The 19,889-nt window shown below is 54.2% G+C and carries 12 protein-coding genes; 3 read left to right on the top strand and 9 right to left on the bottom strand.

The genetic code is table 11. The annotated features are described in order from the left end of the window. Window positions 1-392: 392 nt before the first annotated feature. From LCM21_RS20250 to LCM21_RS20215, 8 genes are all read right to left on the bottom strand, one after another. On the bottom strand, window positions 393-3,557 hold the full coding sequence (locus LCM21_RS20250) for an adenylate/guanylate cyclase domain-containing protein (protein ID WP_224892186.1): 3,165 nt from the start codon (window positions 3,555-3,557) through the stop codon (window positions 393-395). Between the two features lie 7 nt (window positions 3,558-3,564). Continuing rightward, window positions 3,565-3,828, bottom strand: a complete 264-nt coding sequence (locus LCM21_RS20245; protein ID WP_224892185.1) for a nickel-binding protein — start codon at window positions 3,826-3,828, stop codon at window positions 3,565-3,567. Window positions 3,829-4,209: 381 nt separating this feature from the next. Continuing rightward, entirely contained in the window at window positions 4,210-6,033 is a 1,824-nt protein-coding gene (locus tag LCM21_RS20240) for an adenylate/guanylate cyclase domain-containing protein (RefSeq protein WP_224892184.1), read from the bottom strand. Between the two features lie 554 nt (window positions 6,034-6,587). Further along, window positions 6,588-7,568 (bottom strand): C45 family autoproteolytic acyltransferase/hydrolase, encoded by a 981-nt coding sequence (locus tag LCM21_RS20235; protein WP_224892183.1) that lies wholly within the window; start codon window positions 7,566-7,568, stop codon window positions 6,588-6,590. A 5-nt stretch (window positions 7,569-7,573) separates the two neighbouring features. After that, window positions 7,574-9,025, bottom strand: a complete 1,452-nt coding sequence (locus tag LCM21_RS20230) for a biotin carboxylase (protein WP_224892182.1) — start codon at window positions 9,023-9,025, stop codon at window positions 7,574-7,576. A gap of 19 nt (window positions 9,026-9,044) precedes the next feature. Further along, window positions 9,045-11,789, bottom strand: a complete 2,745-nt coding sequence (locus LCM21_RS20225; RefSeq protein WP_224892181.1) for an aminotransferase class I/II-fold pyridoxal phosphate-dependent enzyme — start codon at window positions 11,787-11,789, stop codon at window positions 9,045-9,047. Between the two features lie 50 nt (window positions 11,790-11,839). Next, the gene (locus LCM21_RS20220; RefSeq protein WP_224892180.1) at window positions 11,840-12,808 is read right to left on the bottom strand and encodes a carbon-nitrogen hydrolase family protein; all 969 of its coding nucleotides are present in this window, start codon (window positions 12,806-12,808) and stop codon (window positions 11,840-11,842) included. A gap of 1,262 nt (window positions 12,809-14,070) precedes the next feature. Then, complete coding sequence (locus LCM21_RS20215) at window positions 14,071-14,769, bottom strand: Crp/Fnr family transcriptional regulator (RefSeq protein ID WP_224892179.1); 699 nt, start codon at window positions 14,767-14,769, stop codon at window positions 14,071-14,073. Window positions 14,770-15,068: 299 nt separating this feature from the next. Between LCM21_RS20215 and LCM21_RS20210 the strand changes: the two genes are divergently transcribed. Both LCM21_RS20210 and LCM21_RS20205 read left to right on the top strand, forming a co-directional pair. Continuing rightward, a complete protein-coding gene (locus LCM21_RS20210) occupies window positions 15,069-15,791 on the top strand; it encodes a SphA family protein (protein ID WP_224892178.1) in 723 nt (240 codons plus the stop codon). Between the two features lie 155 nt (window positions 15,792-15,946). Further along, complete coding sequence (locus LCM21_RS20205; protein ID WP_224892177.1) at window positions 15,947-17,842, top strand: DUF3604 domain-containing protein; 1,896 nt, start codon at window positions 15,947-15,949, stop codon at window positions 17,840-17,842. A gap of 579 nt (window positions 17,843-18,421) precedes the next feature. Here the strand turns inward: LCM21_RS20205 and LCM21_RS20200 are convergent. After that, complete coding sequence (locus LCM21_RS20200) at window positions 18,422-19,108, bottom strand: DUF1194 domain-containing protein (protein WP_404818142.1); 687 nt, start codon at window positions 19,106-19,108, stop codon at window positions 18,422-18,424. 183 nt (window positions 19,109-19,291) lie between these two features. Here LCM21_RS20200 and LCM21_RS20195 point away from each other — a divergent pair, with 183 nt between their 5' ends. Continuing rightward, window positions 19,292-19,828, top strand: coding sequence for a histidine phosphatase family protein (locus LCM21_RS20195; protein ID WP_224892175.1), 537 nt, complete (start codon window positions 19,292-19,294; stop codon window positions 19,826-19,828). The last annotated feature ends 61 nt before the right edge of the window (window positions 19,829-19,889 follow it).

Genomic DNA, 19,889 nt, shown 5'->3' with positions numbered 1-19,889 from the left:
AAGCGGTAGTTAGCCCGATTTTGCTGAACGTCCGGTCTTGGTGAAAGCAGACATCGCACAACATCGCCCCGACTTTGTCGGCTTGAATGTCTGCTTTCATCGAAAGGCGGTCATTCCCAAAAATTATCCGAAGTTCCGCTAAGCGAACGTTTCTGCCTTTTGCTCACGCCGCCATCTATTACGCAGCATCCGCTCGCACCGGCAGCATCGGCTTTGCGGCGACGCAGCGAAATTCCCGTTTCCTGTCATTCGGGGTACAGAAAATGGCGAAACCTAAACCGGTCCTTCGCTGCAAAGCTGCCAAACTGGGAAGTTGCGGACAAAGCCGTCATTGTCCCCGAAGCGGGTTGAGAAAAGAATTTAACGAACGTTTCGGCACCTAACTTCAGAATTTAACCGGATCGCATGTCGCTGCGAAGTTCGTCTTGAAGTGGAAGCATTTCGCAGGATTTCGCCAACTCCATGGCTTCTTGGAAGGACTGCTCTGCCGCTCGTTGTTGACCATTTTGAGACAGTGTTCGCCCAAGAGCACAAAGCGCGTATGCCAACATTCCGTTGTCCCCATTCTGTCTCGCACGCGACACTGCAACCCGGGCCTGATCTTCGGCCTTTCGAAGGTTCCCAAGAGCCGCCCAACAGGACGCAAGATGAACCGCTTGTGTCCCGCGACCCCCGCTGCCTTTACCACTTGCCTCTCTGACAACAGCTTCTTGAAGAAGGGGCAGGGCAGCTTCAGCCTGACCAAGCCTGATCAGAGCCAACCCAAGTGGAGATGCCACCGAATGAAACCATGCTGCGTTTTCGTCATCCTTTGTCAAAGGTAGAACGGATTGCAGGGTATTGGCTGCCAGCTCGCTGCTTCCGAAGCGCAACCAGAAAACCCCAGTCGCGACGCCTGCAAGAATCCGAAAAAACGGTGGGCGATCCTGTGACAGATCATTCTGACAGTCGAGCACCTCGAATTTGACCTCTTCGAAACGCCCAAGTTCGGCTGCGCACCACACCAACCATAAACGAGCAAGCGCGTATGTGATGGGCGACAACTCATGCTGTGACCCTCGATACTTAACGCAGGCGTCCATAACCGCACGGCTTGATCCAAAGGCTTCGGCATATTGGCCGATAGCCGCAAGCATCTGGGCCTGCAGGAATCTGAGTTCAGCAACTTCTCGAAACTCGTCCAACTTTTCGTTTTCGACGATTAAAGCCCTTACCTGAGTTAAGGCATCGCCAATGTTACCTTGAGCGACCATGTTGCCAATCATATGACGCCGCACCAGGCGCGATCGTCCGTCATCATGGATCCGATCACAAATGGCCATGGCTTCATTTAGTCTCTTGCCGATCTCGTCAAACTGGGACGTCGCGAAAAGGGCATCACGCAGCATCAGGCGGGCATCGATGGCAAGTTGATCTATTTCTAGCGTCCGCACTTTTACATGGCTTTCTGACTGTAACGCGCGACAAAGCAGCTCAGTGCATTCGGTATAAGCCAGACGAGATGCCGCTCGCTTTCCAGCGGAAAAGTACGAACGTCCGGCTTGTTCATACAAACCGGCACGGAATGCTTGTCTACCAATTTTGGCATCCTGTGCGCGTCCGCGTGCCGTGTCCCTCAGGTACTCGTAGATTGTGGTGTGAAGTTCGCGCCGTTCATCGCGTAGCAAGGATCTGTAGGCGGCTTCACCCACAATGGGGTTTACGAACGCATATAGCGTGCTGGGCAGAAAGCCGTTTTCGCGCACCAAACCGGCATCAATAACTTGTTGGAGTAAATTAAGCGTGTCTGCTTCATTTTGCCCAGTTAGCGTTAGCAGTGTGTCGAGCGTGACAGGATTTTCGAAGGCTGCGCCTAGCTGAAGAAGTTGTTTTGCTTCGATGGGTAGGCGGTCAATCCGCTCTTCGAAAAGATCGACAACGCTTTCAGGAATGCTCAGCTGAACTGTTTGACTGTCCGGTTCGTGCTTTCCGCTTTCCGTCAGGTGACGGGCGAATTCAGTAAGAAATCGGGGGTTGCCTTCAGCTCTGGTGATAATCTTTTCAATCAAGTCCTTGGAAATAGGCCTGTCGGCGAAGTGCTCGGTTAGCAACTGCAAGGCAGCTCGGTGCTCCAGCGGTCTAACTTGCAAAACCTGCCGCGCCGTTGACCGAAAATCGGAAAGGTCCTCGCGGCTGAATAACAAAACCAAAAGTGGCTTCGTGTCTACAATTCCAGAGGCTGCCTTAAGGAACGTTCTGCTCGAGGCGTCAGACCACTGGAAATTGTCAATCAGGATGATCACAGGCCCCTGTTCTGCGAGCGTCTCGAACATCAATTTTAGCGCGCTCAGCGCCGCGAAGCGTCGGCTTTCGGTTTCTTTCTGATCGACCTCTTCACTTTCTGACATGAGTAGCCAGATCACATCGTCCGCATACTTGGCGATTGTCCGATCCAGGAGTGCAAGCTTCTGCGATAACTCCTGAGCTGGATCAGGCGAGGCATCCTGAGCGATATTTAGCAACGACATTACAAGGCGTCGCAGAAGCGCATTGGGGTCAGAATGGTCTTGTGCACGGTTTGAGGCGACAGCAATGCGCGCGTTTGTCGGTTGCAGCTGGCGACTAAACTCCAATAGCAGCCGCGTTTTGCCAACACCCGCTCCTCCCAGCACGGAAATGATATCACCGACGCCGTCGTCCAGCTGATCGCAGGCGCCCATGAGAAAGTTCATCTCGCGATTGCGGCCTGTAAACGGAAACTGAGCGAGCGCATCTTCTGGAAGCAAATCCTGTGGATTGCTGCCCACAGAAACCAATTGAAATGCGTTCAAGTCAGAAACAGGACGCGCTTCGATGGAATGACCGGCCAGAAAACGCGTCGAGTCAGTGATCAAAACGGTTCCGGGGGCAGCTTTCGCCTCTAAATGTGCGGCAACATTAACCACATCACCGATCGCGTCGAGTGTGACTGCCCCGTCACCTTCAGTGACGTTTACAACGGCGGTTCCGGAACTAAGGCCAATGCGCAGTTGAAGCGAACCACCAACAGGGGTTTTTAATCGGTCAGCGACTGCCAAAATGTCTAAAGCAGCGTGGCATGCTCTGTAGGCGTGGTCTTCTTGCGCCAGTGGAGCTCCGAAGACGCAGAAAATGCCATCGCCCATAGTCTTAGCGACGACTCCACCGGCCGCTTCTACGCAGCGACTTAGACCCTCAATCGACCGCTTCAGAAAACTATTAGCATCTTCCGGGTCCAGCCCTTCGACTAGTCTTGTGGAGCCCACGATATCGGCAAAAAGAACCGTAATGTGCTTCCGGGCCTCGGTATCAGCGGGTCGCGAGTTGGAACCGTTGCCGCGGTCGCGGTCCGATGAGTGATTTGGCGTTACGCGCACGCCATAATTTTGAGGTGCTGGAGAGCCACAAGCGTGGCAGAAACGAGCGTTGGGCTGCAGCTCCGTTCCGCAAGAGGAGCATTGCACTATTTGCGATGCCCCGCAGCTCGGGCAAAAGCGGGCTCCTGCCGGTATGCTGCTTCCGCACGCTACACAGTACCCCTTAAGTTCTTTTTGGGTCACGTTCCGCCTACGGCGTTAAGTCAAGCGCTTCTACAACCCGAACATAGGGAATTTGTGCTGCTTTGTTTACTTCTTCCACGTCATCCGAACTTTCGGCTTCAAACAGGCACATCGAGCGGTCTTCTCCCGGAACAAAGGTCGTCCGGATATAGCGCACAGATCGGCCATCCTGGTTAAAGCCATCAGAGAATTCGATGGCCCGTCGTTGAGCGGCAGCTAGCTCCTCCATTGTGATGCCAGACAAATCGCGTTCGACCATAAAAACAGACATCTGTAGTCTCCTCACAAATTGCTCACCCGAAATGAAATGCTAGCAAGATTAACGACACCGATAAAGCTTCCAGTCCGCGGGTCAGGCTAGCATTTCGTACGTTCATTAGGTCTCAGATTATACGGATAGGTTTCGAGTAGTACTGCTGCCATGGAGTGGAAAATCCAGATCTCCAAGGGCCGTTTTGGGCTCGAGACGGTCATCCGACTGCAACTTTCAGGAACTCAGGCGGCCTCTCGCCGAACACCCGAGTCGCGGGCCAAACAGACCTCAGTGCTGTTGAAGCAAAATCCGTCAGATCAGAGCGACTATTGTTTTCTTAAAACTGCCCTTGCAGAGTTCGCAAAGGACGCGCTCATTGCACCCGCAGGTCCAAAGAAGTTATTTCGAAATATCCAGACCCGCCATGGCGAGGCCTTCCATGAGCTTGTCCACGAGGACTTTTTCCATTCCTCGCGCCCGGAATGGCTGTCTTGGATCATCCGCATAGTCGGGTTTCAATTCAAGGACTCTCTCCAATGTCCTTTTGGCCATCTCTTGGTCCCCGTTCATGGCGTATGCAGCGGTTAGCGCAGCCTGTACCATATAGTTTCCGGGCAAGTTCACAGTTTGAGCGTACGCAATAGACGCCACAAAATCGTCTTGGAGAAAGGCATGCAGTTGCCAAATAAAATCCCACCAGCTCTGGTGTTTAGGGTTCAATGCTTTGGCCCGGGTTACCCATTCTTTGCCCGTATTCCATTGACCGGCATAGGCCATCCAAGTACCCAAATCCGCCAGAACGAAAGAATCGTATGGATTTAGCTGAATCGCCTTTCGCGCGTGGTTCGTAAATACATCCGGTGATTCTCCGACCATCTGGCTGCGGATCGCCAAAGCGTAATAAGCATCTGGATTGGCCGGATCCAAATCGATCGCGCGTTGTGCTGCGCGCAAACTGTCTTCGGCCCAACTGTCCTTCATATCGATGGAGTATTTCTTCGCCTCGATATGAGAGAAGGCCAGCCTCGACCACGCTAACGAATAGTCCGGATCGGACTTCACCGCACCCATAAGGCAGTCGCGCGCCCGCCGATGGCGGTCAGGTTCGAAATTCTCGTAAAACCAGTAAGAAAGCAGCACACATTCATAAGCGTTGAGGTTCTCTGGCGCCTTTTCCTCGATCCCGCGAGCGAGTTTGGCGTCGAATATTGGGGCGTCAGCAGACCCAATCTCGGAAACGACCTTTCTGGCGATTTCGATCTGCACGTCAATCACGCTTTGTGCCGACAGATCCTGGGTGAACGGACCAGGCGCGTTCAGTTGTACGCAATCCCTGGCATCCGTGAATGAGGTTGTCACTCTCAGGCTGTCATCCGCGCGGCGGACTGTCCCGGACAATATGAAGTCTGCATTCAACTCCCTTCGGATGGTTACGCAATCAGCCTCAGAATACTCCCGTGTCGAACTTGGAGAAAAAACAAACAGATTGGAGAATTTGGTCAGGTAAGCGTTGATGTCGCGGCTAAGGCCATCAGCGAAGAAGGCTTCGTCCATGTCGGCGCCGACCTCTTCGAATGGTAGAACTGCGATTTTGGGACCCGTTGGCATACCTGGATCACCCCCTTTATGTAGGTCGAACCAGGCAGACACAGCGACGAAAACGATCAAAGCGGACGCCGCAATCGGCCAGAGACGCTTGAGTCTACGGCGACGGTAGGACTTCGCTGCAGTTTCGGGCCAGCAATACAAATCAATCGGGCGTGCAATATTTTTAACTTTGTGCTTGCCGACTGGCGCGAAGGTCGTATCGACCTTGCCAGCAATTTGATCAGCGACAACGCCAGAGATCAATATCCCGCCCTTCGGCGCCAAAGGTTCTAGGCGCGCGGCGATGTTAACACCATCACCGAGAAGTGTTCCGTCCTGCTGTACAACGTCTCCGAAGTGGACCCCTATTCGAAAGCGAAAACTATCTGTTTCATCTCGCTCTAATTGGGCCTGAGCGTCGAGAGCGGCCCGAACGGCATCCAGCGCCGAAGGAAACTCGGCGATGACGCTATCCGCGGCAGTAGCAATGACCAAGCCCCGATGCTCGGCAAGAACATCGTCGAAAATCGCGCGCGAGTTGGAGAGCGCGGCCAGTGCTTCAGCCTCGTTTTCCTCCATCCGAGAACTGTAGCCAACTGCATCAGCCACCAGGATTCCAGCGAGCTTTCGAGACATTCATTCTCCGGTGTTGGTTTGCAATGTCACAATGCAACAGCTAGCCCGTTTCTACAAACCGGTACCGGGCTAGCAGCACAAATCATGGAAATTCACATGGTTATATGAGCGGCTTGGCTTCGAGATTGTCGCACGTTAGGACGCCGATCCTCCCAAAGGCTATAACTGCTTTGAACTTGGCATAGCTTGACGGAAAATTAATCAAGACAATGGGCGACGGAGTACTCGCTACCTTTACCGATTTTAGCCGCGCCATCGCATGCGCGAAAGATATAAAGTCACAAGCGTCTGACATTAGTCTCGCCATACGCGCGGGCATCCGTACAGGCGAGTGTTTGCGACGGGGTACCGCTCTGCGGGACTAAGCTGACATCCGTTTGGTTTGCTGCTCTTACTACGCACTGACGTCGTAAACTCACCAAATTTGGGACCTGTGTGTGTCCGACCAAGAACGGACATCTGGCACCTTGCTGACCCGTGTGCGGAAGGGCTTTTCTTTAGTGGAAAGCCGCACACTCATGATAAGCAACGTGTCTTGCGGCTAGCATCAGGTTTCAAGCTATTTGCCGCGGGTAGACAACTTGCACACTGTCCGTATCAAACTGATCGAAGCTTTTTTGCCACCTCAGGCCTGGCCACAGGAGCTCGGCAGTCAGATTATGAGGATGGTAGGCTGCGGTGTATAGCGTTCCAAAACCTCGATCAAAAGCCAACGAGTATAGTGGCGGGTTGAGAAAGGCACGGACGAAGAGCTCCTTCGTCTCAGGATGTAAAGTCAAACGGTGCAGAAGGTATCGTTCTCGCTCGACCGTTGCTGTAAGACGCGCATGACTTTTCCATTCCACGCGCTCTTGGTGGTTGGTTGAAACAGCCGCACGGGTAATGAGCGTTGGACGGTCCGGCGCAAGAAAGGCTGTGAAGAACTGCCGCTTCCGATCCAAAACCGTCACGTTGTAGCTCATGTGGCAAGGGACGCGCAAAAGAACCTTCTTGGCCTCTTCGATAGTCGAACAGGTCTGCAATAGGTATCTAAGGATCAATGGAACCCCGAAGCCTTCGCCAACCTCGCGGCGACCGCCGAAGGTCAGGGAGACGGTAAGACCTGCATCATTCATACCGTCCAGCAATCCAAACAAGCCATCTGACGTGCCCATCACCTGGCGACCGTTCCAAGCCGTCTTCAGGAAAACTCCGTCAAAGGCAGTCAAGTCGTAATCGTAGTTCCGCACCATCAGCGGCTCTGATCCCTGCCAGATCGCCTGGCTACACCCGGCCAGATAACGCGGCGGGCAATAGAAACTCAGAAACCGTGCCTCCAGATCGCCCGCGCCAAAGGCCGCGCAGAGCATGTCATACGGCTCAAGCAGTTCTGGCATATACGTTTTCAGCGCGTGGCGGCACTCGGAATATGTCGGGCGCGATGACAATCCCTCGCTTGCCCACCACTTCAAGTAGGCGTTCCGATACTCCGAAAAAATCGCGGACAGTTTCTGCCCGGGTTTCTTTTCTTCTACAGCGCGAAAAGTTAGTTTCATTCGCCCTACATAATCTTAAACGCCGGATCCTCAAATGCCTGCGCTGAGGGCAGTGGACGTGCCGAGAATGCACTCTTGATGCCTGCGATCCAGTTCTTCGACTTGGCTGTGAGCTGGAACCCCTTGGTCATCGATCTACCCCTGGTGACAAGGATGCCCAGATCTGCACCTTCGTAGCGGTAATCGCCGACATTCGAAATGCGCAGGAAGAATGCTTCGTCCTCACTTTCGACGGCGCGACGGTGGTAATCAAACCGATCAAAGACGACCTGACCACCGGGTAACATCCGATAAATCCCGGATTCGGGCGCATTTGTGATGATGTCAACGCTGTCCTCAGTGTGTTTGATAACCATCTGGGACCAGGAGTCGATCATGTCGGGGTCAGCCCAGCGGGCGTTCAACTCTTCAACACCCAGATTGAATGGTTTTTTCGAGAATTCCAGAAGGTGGAAAAGGAACAGCGGCGCATCGGCATGCGCAAAAGCCGCATGGTTGGTCATCGAGGACGCCCCGGTGATCCGGGGGTTAAGCTCGCCCAACCAAATATCGCCGGTCTTCTTGTCGATCAGAAAATCCAGTTCGAAATATCCACGATAGCCTTCCTTGCGCAGTTGCTCGCCAAATTTGAAGGTCAGTTCCCGTGCCTTTTCGCGGGTCTTGGGCGGGAAGGCGGTTGAGAAAATTTCATTTCCGCACCAACCGCCGCGATACGGCGTAAGTTCCTTGAACCCTACAAGCTCGGTCATCAAGGGGCCAACTATTGTACCCTCGGACGTAGCGCAGGCTTCGATCGCCGAACCGCGGCAATCGATACGCTTCATGATCTTGATCTCGCCCTCGCCAACAATCTCGTGTTCGTGTTTTCGGAAGTCGGCCTCCGATTTGATGAAAAATGTGGTGTGGCCGGAGTCGCCAAAAGCGCTTTGCAACACAAGATCATCGCCTAGACCCGCCTTTTTGCAGATCTTTTTCAGGTGGTCGTAACTGTCGACCTTGGACAGTGTGTTGGGCACAGATGGAACGCCAGCCTTGTTCCCGACCCGGACCGTTTCGATCTTGTTGTCCATCTTGGTGCGCAGCTTTGCCTTGGGAAACCAAACCTCGCCACCAAGTTCCTTGACAAGTTTTTCCGTTTTTTCATCGAACATCAAAAACACAAATTTCGGCTTGCCGCCGCGCGTCTTGACGTAATCGACCACCTCTTTGTGCTGCAGGAGGTAGTTGTTGATGTCCTCAATGGACTGGAACTCGTCATGGGGTAATTCGGAAGGTACAAGGACGTTCGGATGCCGCCCGTCAAAGCAATCCATGTAGCAGATGTACTTGAAATTCTTGACCCATTCATCCAGGCCGAGAAGGTTGAAATTGGTTGCCGAGACAAAATAGATCGGGTCCGAATTCGTGTGGAAGTAACGGCGGATCTCCGAAATGTTCTTAAGTACCTTCTTGGGCATTTAACCTCTCCCCTGTGAATTATTTTTTGACGGACTCCAAGGCCTCTTGGGTAAACACGCGCAGACCCAGGTCTTCGCGGAAACCGTGAATTTCACTGACGTCCAGCGCCCGCATGAACGACAGAATCTCCGGGCTTATGACCTGACCAGGCACCAGAATCGGAAAGCCGGGCGGATAGGGAATGATGAAGCTGGATGAGACGAGCTCCTCCCCCGCCTCAAGTCGCGCCATAAGTTTATCGTCGGTCGGAAAATAGTCGCAGTTGTCCTCGTTATACGCTAGAAAAAATGCCGTTCGGATATCGCCTTCTGGCGTTTCCTGCCCATCCCTGAATGCATCGTGAAATCGGCTGAAGTCTGGCAACGGAGGCACATCCTCCACCAGCGCGTTGACCCTGTTCTCGAACGATCTGCGTTCCATCTTCGAGGCGTCGTCCAAAAGCTCGTCCAAGTCATTGGCAATTTCTACCAATACTTCGATCAGATAGGCGACTGAGGATCGTGTTGTCCCAATATTGGTCATGAACAGCACGGTGTTGCGCGAGGTCTTGTTGATCTGGATGCCGTATTTGTCCATCAGAATTTTGGTCTTGAACGTGTCGCCATCCCAACCTGTGCCGCCCACGGCGAGTGTGACGCGTGTCGGGTCCAGCACAAACTCGTCTTGGCTCCACATCGTCCATTTTTCTACCCATCCGTGGTCGGGGTCATAGTACGCTTCAACCCCGCTTTCCCGGAACTGTTCAGGGATCATATCTCCGGCTGTCACCACCTTGAAATACTTTTGCAATACCGGGTGGTCCGAAATGGCGCGCCGGATCGACATCGCGGTTTCGATCTGCTTTTGCACAAATTCGAACCCTTCCAACTCCACTTGCCGCCGCCCGACATCAAGGGATGCAATGATCTGATAATTTGGCGATGTCGAGGTATGGGTCATATAGGCTTCATGAAACGCCTGCTCGACCTCGCCCTTGAAGTCCTGATCGTTCACATGGATCATCGACCCTTGCCGCAAAGAGGTCAGGGTTTTGTGTGTCGATTGCGTCGCATAGACGCGGACGCGCGCATCCGGCGGTGGAACCAAACGTGTCTCCAGCAACTGATCGGAAGCAGCATCACCAAGCTTTTCTTGTTGCGCTGCCCAAGCGCTTGCCGCGTCCTTCGTCCGCAACGTTTGCCGCAATACGTTTGCGACGCCCATTGCGGTGCGTTGCCGGTAGGTAGGATCAAACCGGGCAAACCCAAACCAGGCTTCGTCCCAAAGAAAAATCAGGTCTTTCTTAATAGCCAGGCATTCCTCCATGACACGCTGCACGTTGTAGACAACCCCGTCGAACGTGCAGTTGGTCAGCAATACCATCCGAACGCGCTCCAGCTTTCCGGCGTCCTTCAGTTTTAGAAGGGTGTGTTTGATCTCTCTCAGTGGCACGGCACCATACATAGAATGCTCGTGCAACGGATAGCTGTCCATATACACCACGCTCGCCCCAGCCAGAACCATGCCGTAGTGGTGCGATTTGTGGCAGTCCCGGTCAACCAGCACGATATCTCCGGGCCGCACAACAGATTGAACAACGATCTTGTTGCATGTCGAGGTACCGTTGGTGGCAAAGAATGTGTGCTTCGCACCAAAAGCTCGGGCGGCCATGTCCTGCGCTTCTTTGATCGGTCCGCGCGGTTCAAGCAAGCTGTCCAGTCCGCCGGACGTGGCCGATGTTTCGGCTAAGAAGATGTTTGATCCGTAAAACGCCCCCATGTCCTGAATCCAATGCGAGCGACTGATCGACTTGCCGCGGCTAATAGGCATGGCATGGAAAACACCTGTTGGCTGTTTCGAGTATTCCTTTAGTGCCGAGAAAAATGGTGTTTTGAATCTCCGGTCGACACCGCGAAGGATATTGAGATGCAGTTCCAGAAAGTCTTCCTGGTTGTAAAAGACCCGTCGGCAGCGGCCCAAGTCCAGCCCGGCAATGTCTTCGGCAGAGCGATCTGTGACCAGATAGGCGTCCAGTTCGGGCCGGATTTTCTCGATCAATCGACAGGCTTCTGGCCCGTATTCATGTGGTTCAATGCCATCGACATCTTCGTCTTCGCTGACGCGCGTCAGGTATTGACTCAGAATAGGAAGGTCGATCTTCGATTTCAGCGACAAACCAGGCCGGATTACCACAGCCTGAACGTTGTAGTTGAACAGCACCCCGATCAGCGCATCCTCTAAAGAGGGTACAATGACCGGCTCATAGATGAAGGGGTCTTCCAGACGGCGCATGCGCAGCAGGTTTTGCCGAAGGAATCTTTCCTGTTGTTCAGTAACATCATCGACAATGAGCACCTCGAAATAGGGCCGCCCCAGGGCGCGGGCTTCGGGTGTAAGGGAGGCTTCGTCCTCATAGTCTTCACTGTCAATTTCGTCAGACGACAAGGGGATTGATCGCCGCCTGTATGCGCCCGAGGTCAGCGCTCTAGCGACCCGGCGGACACAGATGGAAAGATCCTCGACATTGCCGTTGTGCAGAAGACGCCTCATATGCTCGAAGGCGTGGATTCCGGGAAACGCCCAGTAGAGCTCGATCGGTTCCAAAACCTCAAACAGCTGTTCTGCTGACGACAATAGCTTTTGACTCTGGCGTTTTTCCCTACCGTGACGCGCGAGGCCTTCCGCGGCCTCTCGCAAGGCGCTCCAACGATCAGCGCGTAATTGAGTCGCGCTGTAGTAATCTCGAATTGACGGCAACTTCTTCTTTCGCGAGTGCAAGTTCAAAACCTGCCTCCTTTCTATCGCGTCCGGATCAGTGCCGCCCTATGATCCGATTAATCCGAACCTGTCTTTCCGTGTAAAACAGATATGTTAGGCGGCTGTAGTAAGTCTGTTTCTGTCTCTTCAATCGAGGTTCTCGGATCGGATACCAACAAACCTCGGGTTGATCCCTGTCGCGGAACTTCCAATGGCCCGAGTGTGTGAAGATATGAATCGGTTCCGCTGGCGCGGTCGTAAACAGAGAAATCTGCGTCACGATCCCGGAAACTCTTGAGCACTTGCCCAAGGCCCTTGAGACCCGTTTCCCGTTGGCGCCGCACCTGATTCAAATCGATTTCAATCGGGAACATGTCCTCTTGCCCCGCTGACTGATGCAACACCGTTGCCGAGGGATCGACCACCACCGAACGCCCGACACCTCCGGCACCCAAGCCATTCACATCAAAGACGTAGCACTGGAACTGTGCGGCTGTCGCCCTTGCGATGGCAAGTTCCGCGTCCCGATCCGTCGTACCGGTCAAGACTGGGTGAAGTAGTACCTCGACGCCCTGACTGGTTAGTTGCCGTGTCGTTTCCGGAAACCAAATATCATAGCAGATGGACAGGCCAAAGCGTCCGACTTCCGGGACATCAAAAACACAGAAATCGGTTCCAGCTGAAATTCCAGCCTCGTATGGGCGGAAGGGAAACATCTTTGAATACTTGGCAACAATTTCACCGTCGGGATTGATCACCACCGAAGTGTTCAGGATACGCCCATCTTCGGTTTTTTCGAACATGGAGCCCGGGATAAGCCAAATACCGAAACGACGCGCATCTTCCTGGAAATTCACTAACGCATCGTTCGGGAACGGCTGAGCAAATCGGTCAAGTGGCCCATACGGAGCAAGTTCAGAAAACAAAGCCATCTGAGTCCATGGGAATCGCGCCATCAGAATTTCAATTCTGTGGCGCATCGCCTCTACGTTCGAATGAAGCGCACCAACGTGCATCTGAACACCGGCGATCGCAAATGGAGTCATATTGGGCGTTTCTCCCATGAAAGCTGTTCGACCACTTTATTTTCCGATGAGCATTGTGACCAGCACGATTTTTAAGTCCCGCGATTTCCGTGTTGTCAATCTCGCTCCTGTGTCGACAATTAAAGGCCAGAAGGCCACGTTTAGGGTGAGGTGTCGCGCCAAATGTCTTGATCATCCGTTGGAAGACGTGTTTGCGGGCAAAACGCCTTCTCATTTTCCAGTTAAGCACTAGGCTGAGACGAATGTTCCGACAACTCTTACCCATATCAGCGCTACTTCTTGGATCAGGACTTTTGTTGTTCGCCGGCGGCGTTCACGGCCTCATTCTTCCGGTTTGGGGTTCATTTGAAGAGTTTTCTGCCAACGCTCTGTGCCTACTGGGAACGGGATGGGCGGTTGGCTACGTGGCCGGGTGCCTTTTTTGCACCAAGCCTCGTCGGAGCTGTGGGCCATATCCGAACCTTTGGAATGATGTGCGCGCCCGCGGCGGCGGGAAACAAAGCAGTTATTGGATCGAACGAGTTTCACACGATGGTCGAAGATCGCAGACTTAGAGTAGTGGACGCAAATCGCTTCCCATTTTCCGACGAAGCAGCCTCTTCTAGGTTAACATCAATATTGCGGCAGGCGGGGCTTCCAGAGTAATGCGCCGGGCGTGTGTGACTGGCCTCCTCACTTCGATTGCTTCCTTTGACTTGATGACGGGGAATGTCCCCTGCGTCCGCATGTGAGACATCGAAAGCCTGCGCGGCGATAGACCGGCTAAGATTCGGCTCATTCGGTGCAAATCGAACGACAGCTTTTGGGAAATTGAGCTGCGCCGCAGCGACGAGGTGGCTGTCGGCCCGGCAACTGAACGATAACCTATGCTGCGTGTGCATCAGTCCGATTCGTCCGCAACTCTGCCTTTCAGCAGATTTCCGCGAACGTCCGCTGCCGTTCAATGCAGACCTTCAAGCGAAAATTCTCGGAATGACCACCAACAATGATCGCTATCCGTTCCTAAGCCGTCATCTGACTGAAAGACTCAGATGACTGCCTTACGCCCATTCTACCCATTGGTCGGCAGCGCCGCATTCGACACAATCGGCGGAAAACGGACCCTCGCTGTGCTTTGCAAGAAGGTTTGCCGTGCGGACGAGGCCGACATTTTTGCCGTCTCCAAGCTCAACTCACGGGCGTGTTCCACATACGCGAAGTTTAACCCCGCACTTAAGTGGAGCATCTGTCTGCATGCGCTTGGTTTGAACGCACCGCCACACCTAAGTGGATTCGTCCGTGAGGCGTTTTTTTAGGTCTTCGATTTCGATAATTGAAATACGCCCGTATCTGCGTTCAATCTGGCCATCCTTTTCCATGCTATCCAACATTCGTCCGACCATGCCTCTGGACAAGTTGGCGAGTTGCGCAAGTTCCGACTGCGTTACGTCAAGCTCAGTCGCTATTTCTCCGAACGGGATGTCCAGTCGTGCCCCGCAAAGGCGCAAAAGAACTGCAGAGAGCCGTTGCGTAGATGAACGGATCATTAGATCGTCAAGACTCGCAACCGCGAGACAGACTTTTTCTGCAGCGAGATGACCCAGCGCACGCCAGATTTCCGGGTGTTCTTCTCCGATGGTCTCGATGGACGATGCTCGGATATGTGCATATTGGATCGGTCGCAAAGCGGTCAACGTCACGACCCTACCCACACTTGAAAACATCTCCACCTCGCCAAGCCAAGCCCCTGTGTGAAACAGCCCTAGCAATGTCGGTCCATGTGTCGATTGGAGCGTATCCATACGCACGGACCCGGACAACAGACAGTAAAGCCCATTGGGCGGGTCGCCTGCGCGGTACAGGATTTTGCCTGCATCTGCTTCACGAATACTGCAGGCATCAACGATCTTCTTGCGCCCCTGATCCGACACGAGCGACAACCAACCTTCGGCCTCCGGGATGTGTCGAACTTCTTTTACCATCGTCCCTACCGGAAGACATAAATCGTCAATTGCGCACCATTAGCATTTTTACCTCGATAGCCATGCTAACGTTCCCTCACGGAAGTCTTAATTACGATTTCGAACAGCAACCGCCGGTGTGATCCTCGAAGTTAAAATGACATAGGGGCCTGAGAATTGATACTTTTTTTCGGTATAGCGTCATGACCTGCGGGGTCTGCTCCGCTTTATTCACAAGATCGCGCCATTTCGCATCGACATCGCTGGCTGTTATGGCCGGTCTACTGTGCCCTGCCGTTAGTCAAGCAGCCGAAAGCGGCGTGGGTTTCTACCTTCTTGGCTCCCGCGGGCCAGCAGCGGGCGTGGTGCCGCCGCCGGCGACCTACTTCCAGAACGATCTATATTTTTACTCAGGCACGGCCAGTGCAAGCCGCGAATTTGAGTTTGGCGGAAATCTCATTGCCAACGTAGACGCCGATGCCATCGTGAACCTGACCAGCATCCTGTGGTCTACGCCCACCGAAGTCCTCGGGGGAAATCTCGCTTTCAGTCTGACGATTCCCATTGGCTACCAAGACGTATCGGCAAACCTTGAACCCACGAACCTGCGTACGAGCGATAACGTCTTCACTTACGGCGACCCGGTGTTGGGATCCCAGATCGCCTGGCACAGCGGCAATTTGCACTACACCGTAGGCACCCTGATCAACGTGCCGATCGGCGACTACCACTCGGGCGAGATCGCTAACGTAGCCTTCAACCGATGGGGCATGGATGTGTTTACGGGCATCAGCTACATCGACGCTAACACCGGTTGGGACTTCTCAGCCAACGTCGGAGTAACGTTCAACGGCGAAAACAACGACACGAATTATAAGACAGGCGACGAGTTCCACTTTGAATGGGCCGTGTCGAAAGCCTTCTCGCCAGCCTTCTCCGCGGGCCTCACCGGATACTACTACGAACAGATCAGCGGAGATTCCGGAGACGGCGCCAACCTCGGCCCGTTTAGTTTAAAGGCAGGGTCGCCGCAGTCGGCCTGACTGCGGCTTATAACTTCCAGATGGGCCAGCGGCCCGCATCGCTGCGAGTAAAATACTTCGACGAGTTCAATGTCAAAAATCGGCTGGAGGGAGAGGCCGTGTTCGTCACGCTCGCCTTTCCGCTTTGAACAATCAGTTGTCTAAAGGATACCGATATGCGCCTAGTTCTGCTTTCCACCGCGTCTTCGCTTTGCTTCGTTTTCCCAACATTCGCTCAGGAACTACCGGGGCAGCGACCGGGCACCAATATCGAGTATTCACCCTATCTTCAGGAAGACTTTCCAAATCAGGTGTTTTTCGGCGACACGCACCTACATACGGGCTTTTCCGCGGATGCCGGTCTTGTCGGCGCAACAACAACCCCCGATGATGCCTATCGCTTTGCGAAGGGCGAGGAAGTGATCTCGTCGAATGGTATTCCCGCACGGCTACGCCGCCCCCTGGATTGGCTCGTGGTCACAGACCATGCGGAAAACCTTGGCCTGCCCGCAGCCCTGTCCGAACAGGACCCTGTCTTGACCGATACCGACTGGGGCGCACAGCTTGCCGAAATCGCGGAACCCGGCACCGAAGAAGCGCAGATTGCGTCCTATGAGTTCTGGATGGCAGCAACATTCGCCGGTGAGGACCCGCTGGCAGGCACGCCCTTCGGCCAAACCATGTGGGAGCGGGTGACCCAGGCTGCAGAAGATCACAACCAACCAGGCGCCTTTACCGCCTTCATCGGCTTCGAATGGACCTCACAGCCCAACGGTTCGAACATGCACCGCAACGTGATCTATCGCGACGGTAAGAACCTTGCCGACCAGGTGGTCCCGGTCAGTTCCTACGATACCGACGATCCGGAAGTCTTCTGGCAGTGGATGGAGGACTACGAAGAACTGACTGGAGGCCAAATGCTCGCGATCCCACACGGTGGCAATCTCTCGAACGGCCTCATGTTCGACGACACCACCCTAAGCGGCGCGCCACTGAGCGCCGAATACGCGGAACGTCGCATGAAATACGAACCGCTTTACGAGATCACGCAGATGAAGGGCGATGGCGAGGCGCATCCTATGCTGTCTGCTGAGGATGAGTTCGCCGATTACGGCACATGGGACAAAGGCAGCTTCGGACCCGCCCCCAAAACTCCCGAGATGCTCCCCAAGGAATACGCCCGCAATGCGTGGATGCGCGGTCTGGTTTTTGAGGTGGAGCTTGGCGTCAACCCGTTCAAGTTCGGCGTTGTTGGCTCCACGGATGCACACACGGGACTCTCGACAGCAGAAGAAGACAACTTTTTCGGAAAGGTGGCCCTGGTTGAGCCCACGGGCGATCCGATCCGCTACGAGGAGACCATCACTGGACGGGCGACACCAGACACCTCGGACGACCTTCGGCACGCGGATGCGCTCGCGTCCGGCCTCGCCGCCGTTTGGGCACGAGAGAATACGCGGGAGGCGCTGTTCGAGGCGATGGAGCGCAAGGAGGTCTATGCGACCACCGGCACGCGGCTTCGTGTGCGCGTCTTCGGCGGATGGGGCTTCGAGGAAGCAGACTTGGACCGTTCCGATTTCGCCGCTTACGCCTATGAAAATGGCGTCCCGATTGGAGGCGACCTGGCCGACATGCCCGAAGGTGGTACGCCACGGATGATGATCCGCGCCCTGCGCGATCCTGACGGAGCCAACCTCGACCGGATACAAGTCGTGAAGGGCTGGACCTCTGCCGACGGCGAGCCTCAGGAGAGAGTTTACGATGTCGCGTGGTCTGGCGACCGCGCGCCCGGTACGGATGGCAAGCTGCCGGCCGTTGGCAATACCGTGAACCCGGAGACTGCGACCTATACCAACGCAATCGGTGCCTCGGTACTGGGTGCGTTTTGGGTGGACCCTGACTTCGACCCTGCGCAACGGGCTTTCTATTATGTGCGGGTCATTGAAATCCCCACGCCGCGCTGGACAACGTACGATTCAGTGTTTTTCGGTTTTGAACTTCCGGAAGACGCGCCGACCAGTCACCAAGAAAGGGCCTATACGTCACCGATTTGGTACACACCGCAAGGTTAAAACAACCCGTTTGAACGGTACAGAAGACAATGGCTCCCCACCCATGTCTTAAGTCGGCTTTGGGCTCTCACGCGCATCGCCCTAGCGTCCGCTTTGTGCCGTTCGAGGTCGCGCCGCTGGTTAAGCACAAGGTCCGTAAAGTCCGCAACTCGGTCGTTGAACCAATTTCTGTGAACTTCCAGTCTTGGCAGGAGCAGTCATTCCGCGCTGACAAAGCGTATCGACGGGTTCCAACGGCCGCTTTCCCCCAAAACCGCCCGCCGCCCGAGATTGGTGCAACGACCGGGTACCGGGACTGAACTGACGTCGAACGAATTAACCGCGTGGGTATGGGGATCCCACGCGGCCTGACAAGATGAAAAATAGTGTGCTTTCACTCACGCCGAATATCATAAGGGCATAAATTCACCGACTCAACGAAATGCCGGCGTTGGGTGCTTTGGAGGCTGATATTTAAGCAGTAACGGCATCAATGCTGTCCAACAGGATCCTTTTGTTCCGGTTTACTTAGCAAAAGATGCTCGGGAGATTAATGGCCGACGTTTTCACGCGCGTTAAGGTCTGTTCCGATGGCAGGGCTTATTTGGACGCTACGTATTTCGGCGGCTCAAGACCCGAGATTTCGAGGATCAATTTGCGACGGATTGCTTCTGCAAGATCGTCTTCATTCGCCGCAGTTACGACAAAGGCGCCGATACCACCGATTATCCGCTGCTCGTAGATCTTGGCGAGATCCGGATAACGGGCCGGCGTGTCGCAAAACCGGCAAAGGATTGGAAGCCCGTTGATCGTTATGCCAGACGCAACCACTTTCTCTCGTGCGGTTGATATCGCGGGTCCTGAAAAACTGTTCGGGCTGTCACCCGAGAAATCTATAACTTTTCTCCAACCTTCAAAATCGTTCTCCTCTATGAGCCTCTTCGCGTCGAGCAAGGCTGCCCCGATTGCATTTCGCCCATAGGCCTGCCGAGGCGGGCCTATTAATGCGTCAGCAAATACCTGTGCGCTTTTTGCTCCATCGATCTTAGTCCAATCGACAACAACTGCGGTATTCGCAGCCCATTCAACATAGGTCACCGCTATGGCGCCATAAGCTGATTCCTGCATTGCAGCAAGCACGCGAGGATCGGTGATTGCGTCAGCGTATCCTTGGCGCTGAAACTCGATTTCCGCCTCGGTTATTGAACCGGAAGCATCTGCCAGCAAAACGAGTTCCAGTTCCACCTCTTCTGAAAGAGCAGGCAGACCTAATAGGATGAAAAGCACGGACAGGATGCGCATACAGAAAGGGTAGCGTATCTCTGCAACTTTGAAACCGCTTAACGCCTGATAAGGGTTTTTTGTCCTAACAACTTAAATTCCACCCAGTTGGTGGGCGGCAACGAAAGAATCCGAACCGTCGAACCCGCCAGGCCTCGACCTTCAAAAAATCTGCTTTACCTCTCTTTCATGCGTTGGATTGCAGTTCTACTTCTCTTTGTTCCCGGGATCGCGTACTCGAATGACTGGGACTCTTTCTCCGAGCCTGGCGCAATCGCGATTATGCGTCATGCGCTTGCTCCTGGCACGGGTGACCCGGCAAACTTCGAAATTGGTGATTGCGCGACACAGAGGAACTTAGACGAGCGTGGTCGGGAGCAAGCACGAGCCATCGGCGCTGCATTGCAGGAGCGGGGCATTAATTTCGACGCGGTGCTTAGCAGCCAGTGGTGCCGAACTCTCGAAACGGCTGAACTCCTCAATGTGGGGCTCGTCAGTGAAGCTCCGTCCCTCAACTCATTCTTCGGCGATTATTCGACACGGGACAGCCAGACAATCCAGACACGCAACCTGATCGCTGAAACCTCGGGTCGTTTGATGCTTGTCACCCATCAGGTGAATATTTTCGCCCTCACGGGGCAGACCACGCGATCCGGCGAGGTTCTAATCATTCGATCCATAGCAGATGACGTCGAGGTTCTTGGCAGCATTATGATACAGCCGTAATTCAAGCGGTTGAAGCAAAGCTTACGTCCACCCGTGGCCAATTGAGATTGTTCACCCAATT

The sequence above is a fragment of the Ruegeria profundi genome (genome assembly GCF_020171505.1).
GTDB classification, from domain to species: domain Bacteria; phylum Pseudomonadota; class Alphaproteobacteria; order Rhodobacterales; family Rhodobacteraceae; genus Ruegeria; species Ruegeria profundi.
This window is presented reverse-complemented; position numbering and strand designations above follow the sequence as displayed.

What these genes read in the sequence shown, in the direction of transcription:
- LCM21_RS20195 (WP_224892175.1), top strand. Translation starts at nt 19,292, where the DNA reads ATGCGTTGGATTGCAGTTCTACTTCTCTTTGTTCCCGGGATCGCGTAC.
- LCM21_RS20220 (WP_224892180.1), bottom strand. Translation starts at nt 12,808, where the DNA reads ATGACTCCATTTGCGATCGCCGGTGTTCAGATGCACGTTGGTGCGCTT.
- LCM21_RS20240 (WP_224892184.1), bottom strand. Translation starts at nt 6,033, where the DNA reads ATGTCTCGAAAGCTCGCTGGAATCCTGGTGGCTGATGCAGTTGGCTAC.
- LCM21_RS20205 (WP_224892177.1), top strand. Translation starts at nt 15,947, where the DNA reads ATGCGCCTAGTTCTGCTTTCCACCGCGTCTTCGCTTTGCTTCGTTTTC.
- LCM21_RS20235 (WP_224892183.1), bottom strand. Translation starts at nt 7,568, where the DNA reads ATGAAACTAACTTTTCGCGCTGTAGAAGAAAAGAAACCCGGGCAGAAA.
- LCM21_RS20230 (WP_224892182.1), bottom strand. Translation starts at nt 9,025, where the DNA reads ATGCCCAAGAAGGTACTTAAGAACATTTCGGAGATCCGCCGTTACTTC.
- LCM21_RS20245 (WP_224892185.1), bottom strand. Translation starts at nt 3,828, where the DNA reads ATGTCTGTTTTTATGGTCGAACGCGATTTGTCTGGCATCACAATGGAG.
- LCM21_RS20215 (WP_224892179.1), bottom strand. Translation starts at nt 14,769, where the DNA reads ATGGTAAAAGAAGTTCGACACATCCCGGAGGCCGAAGGTTGGTTGTCG.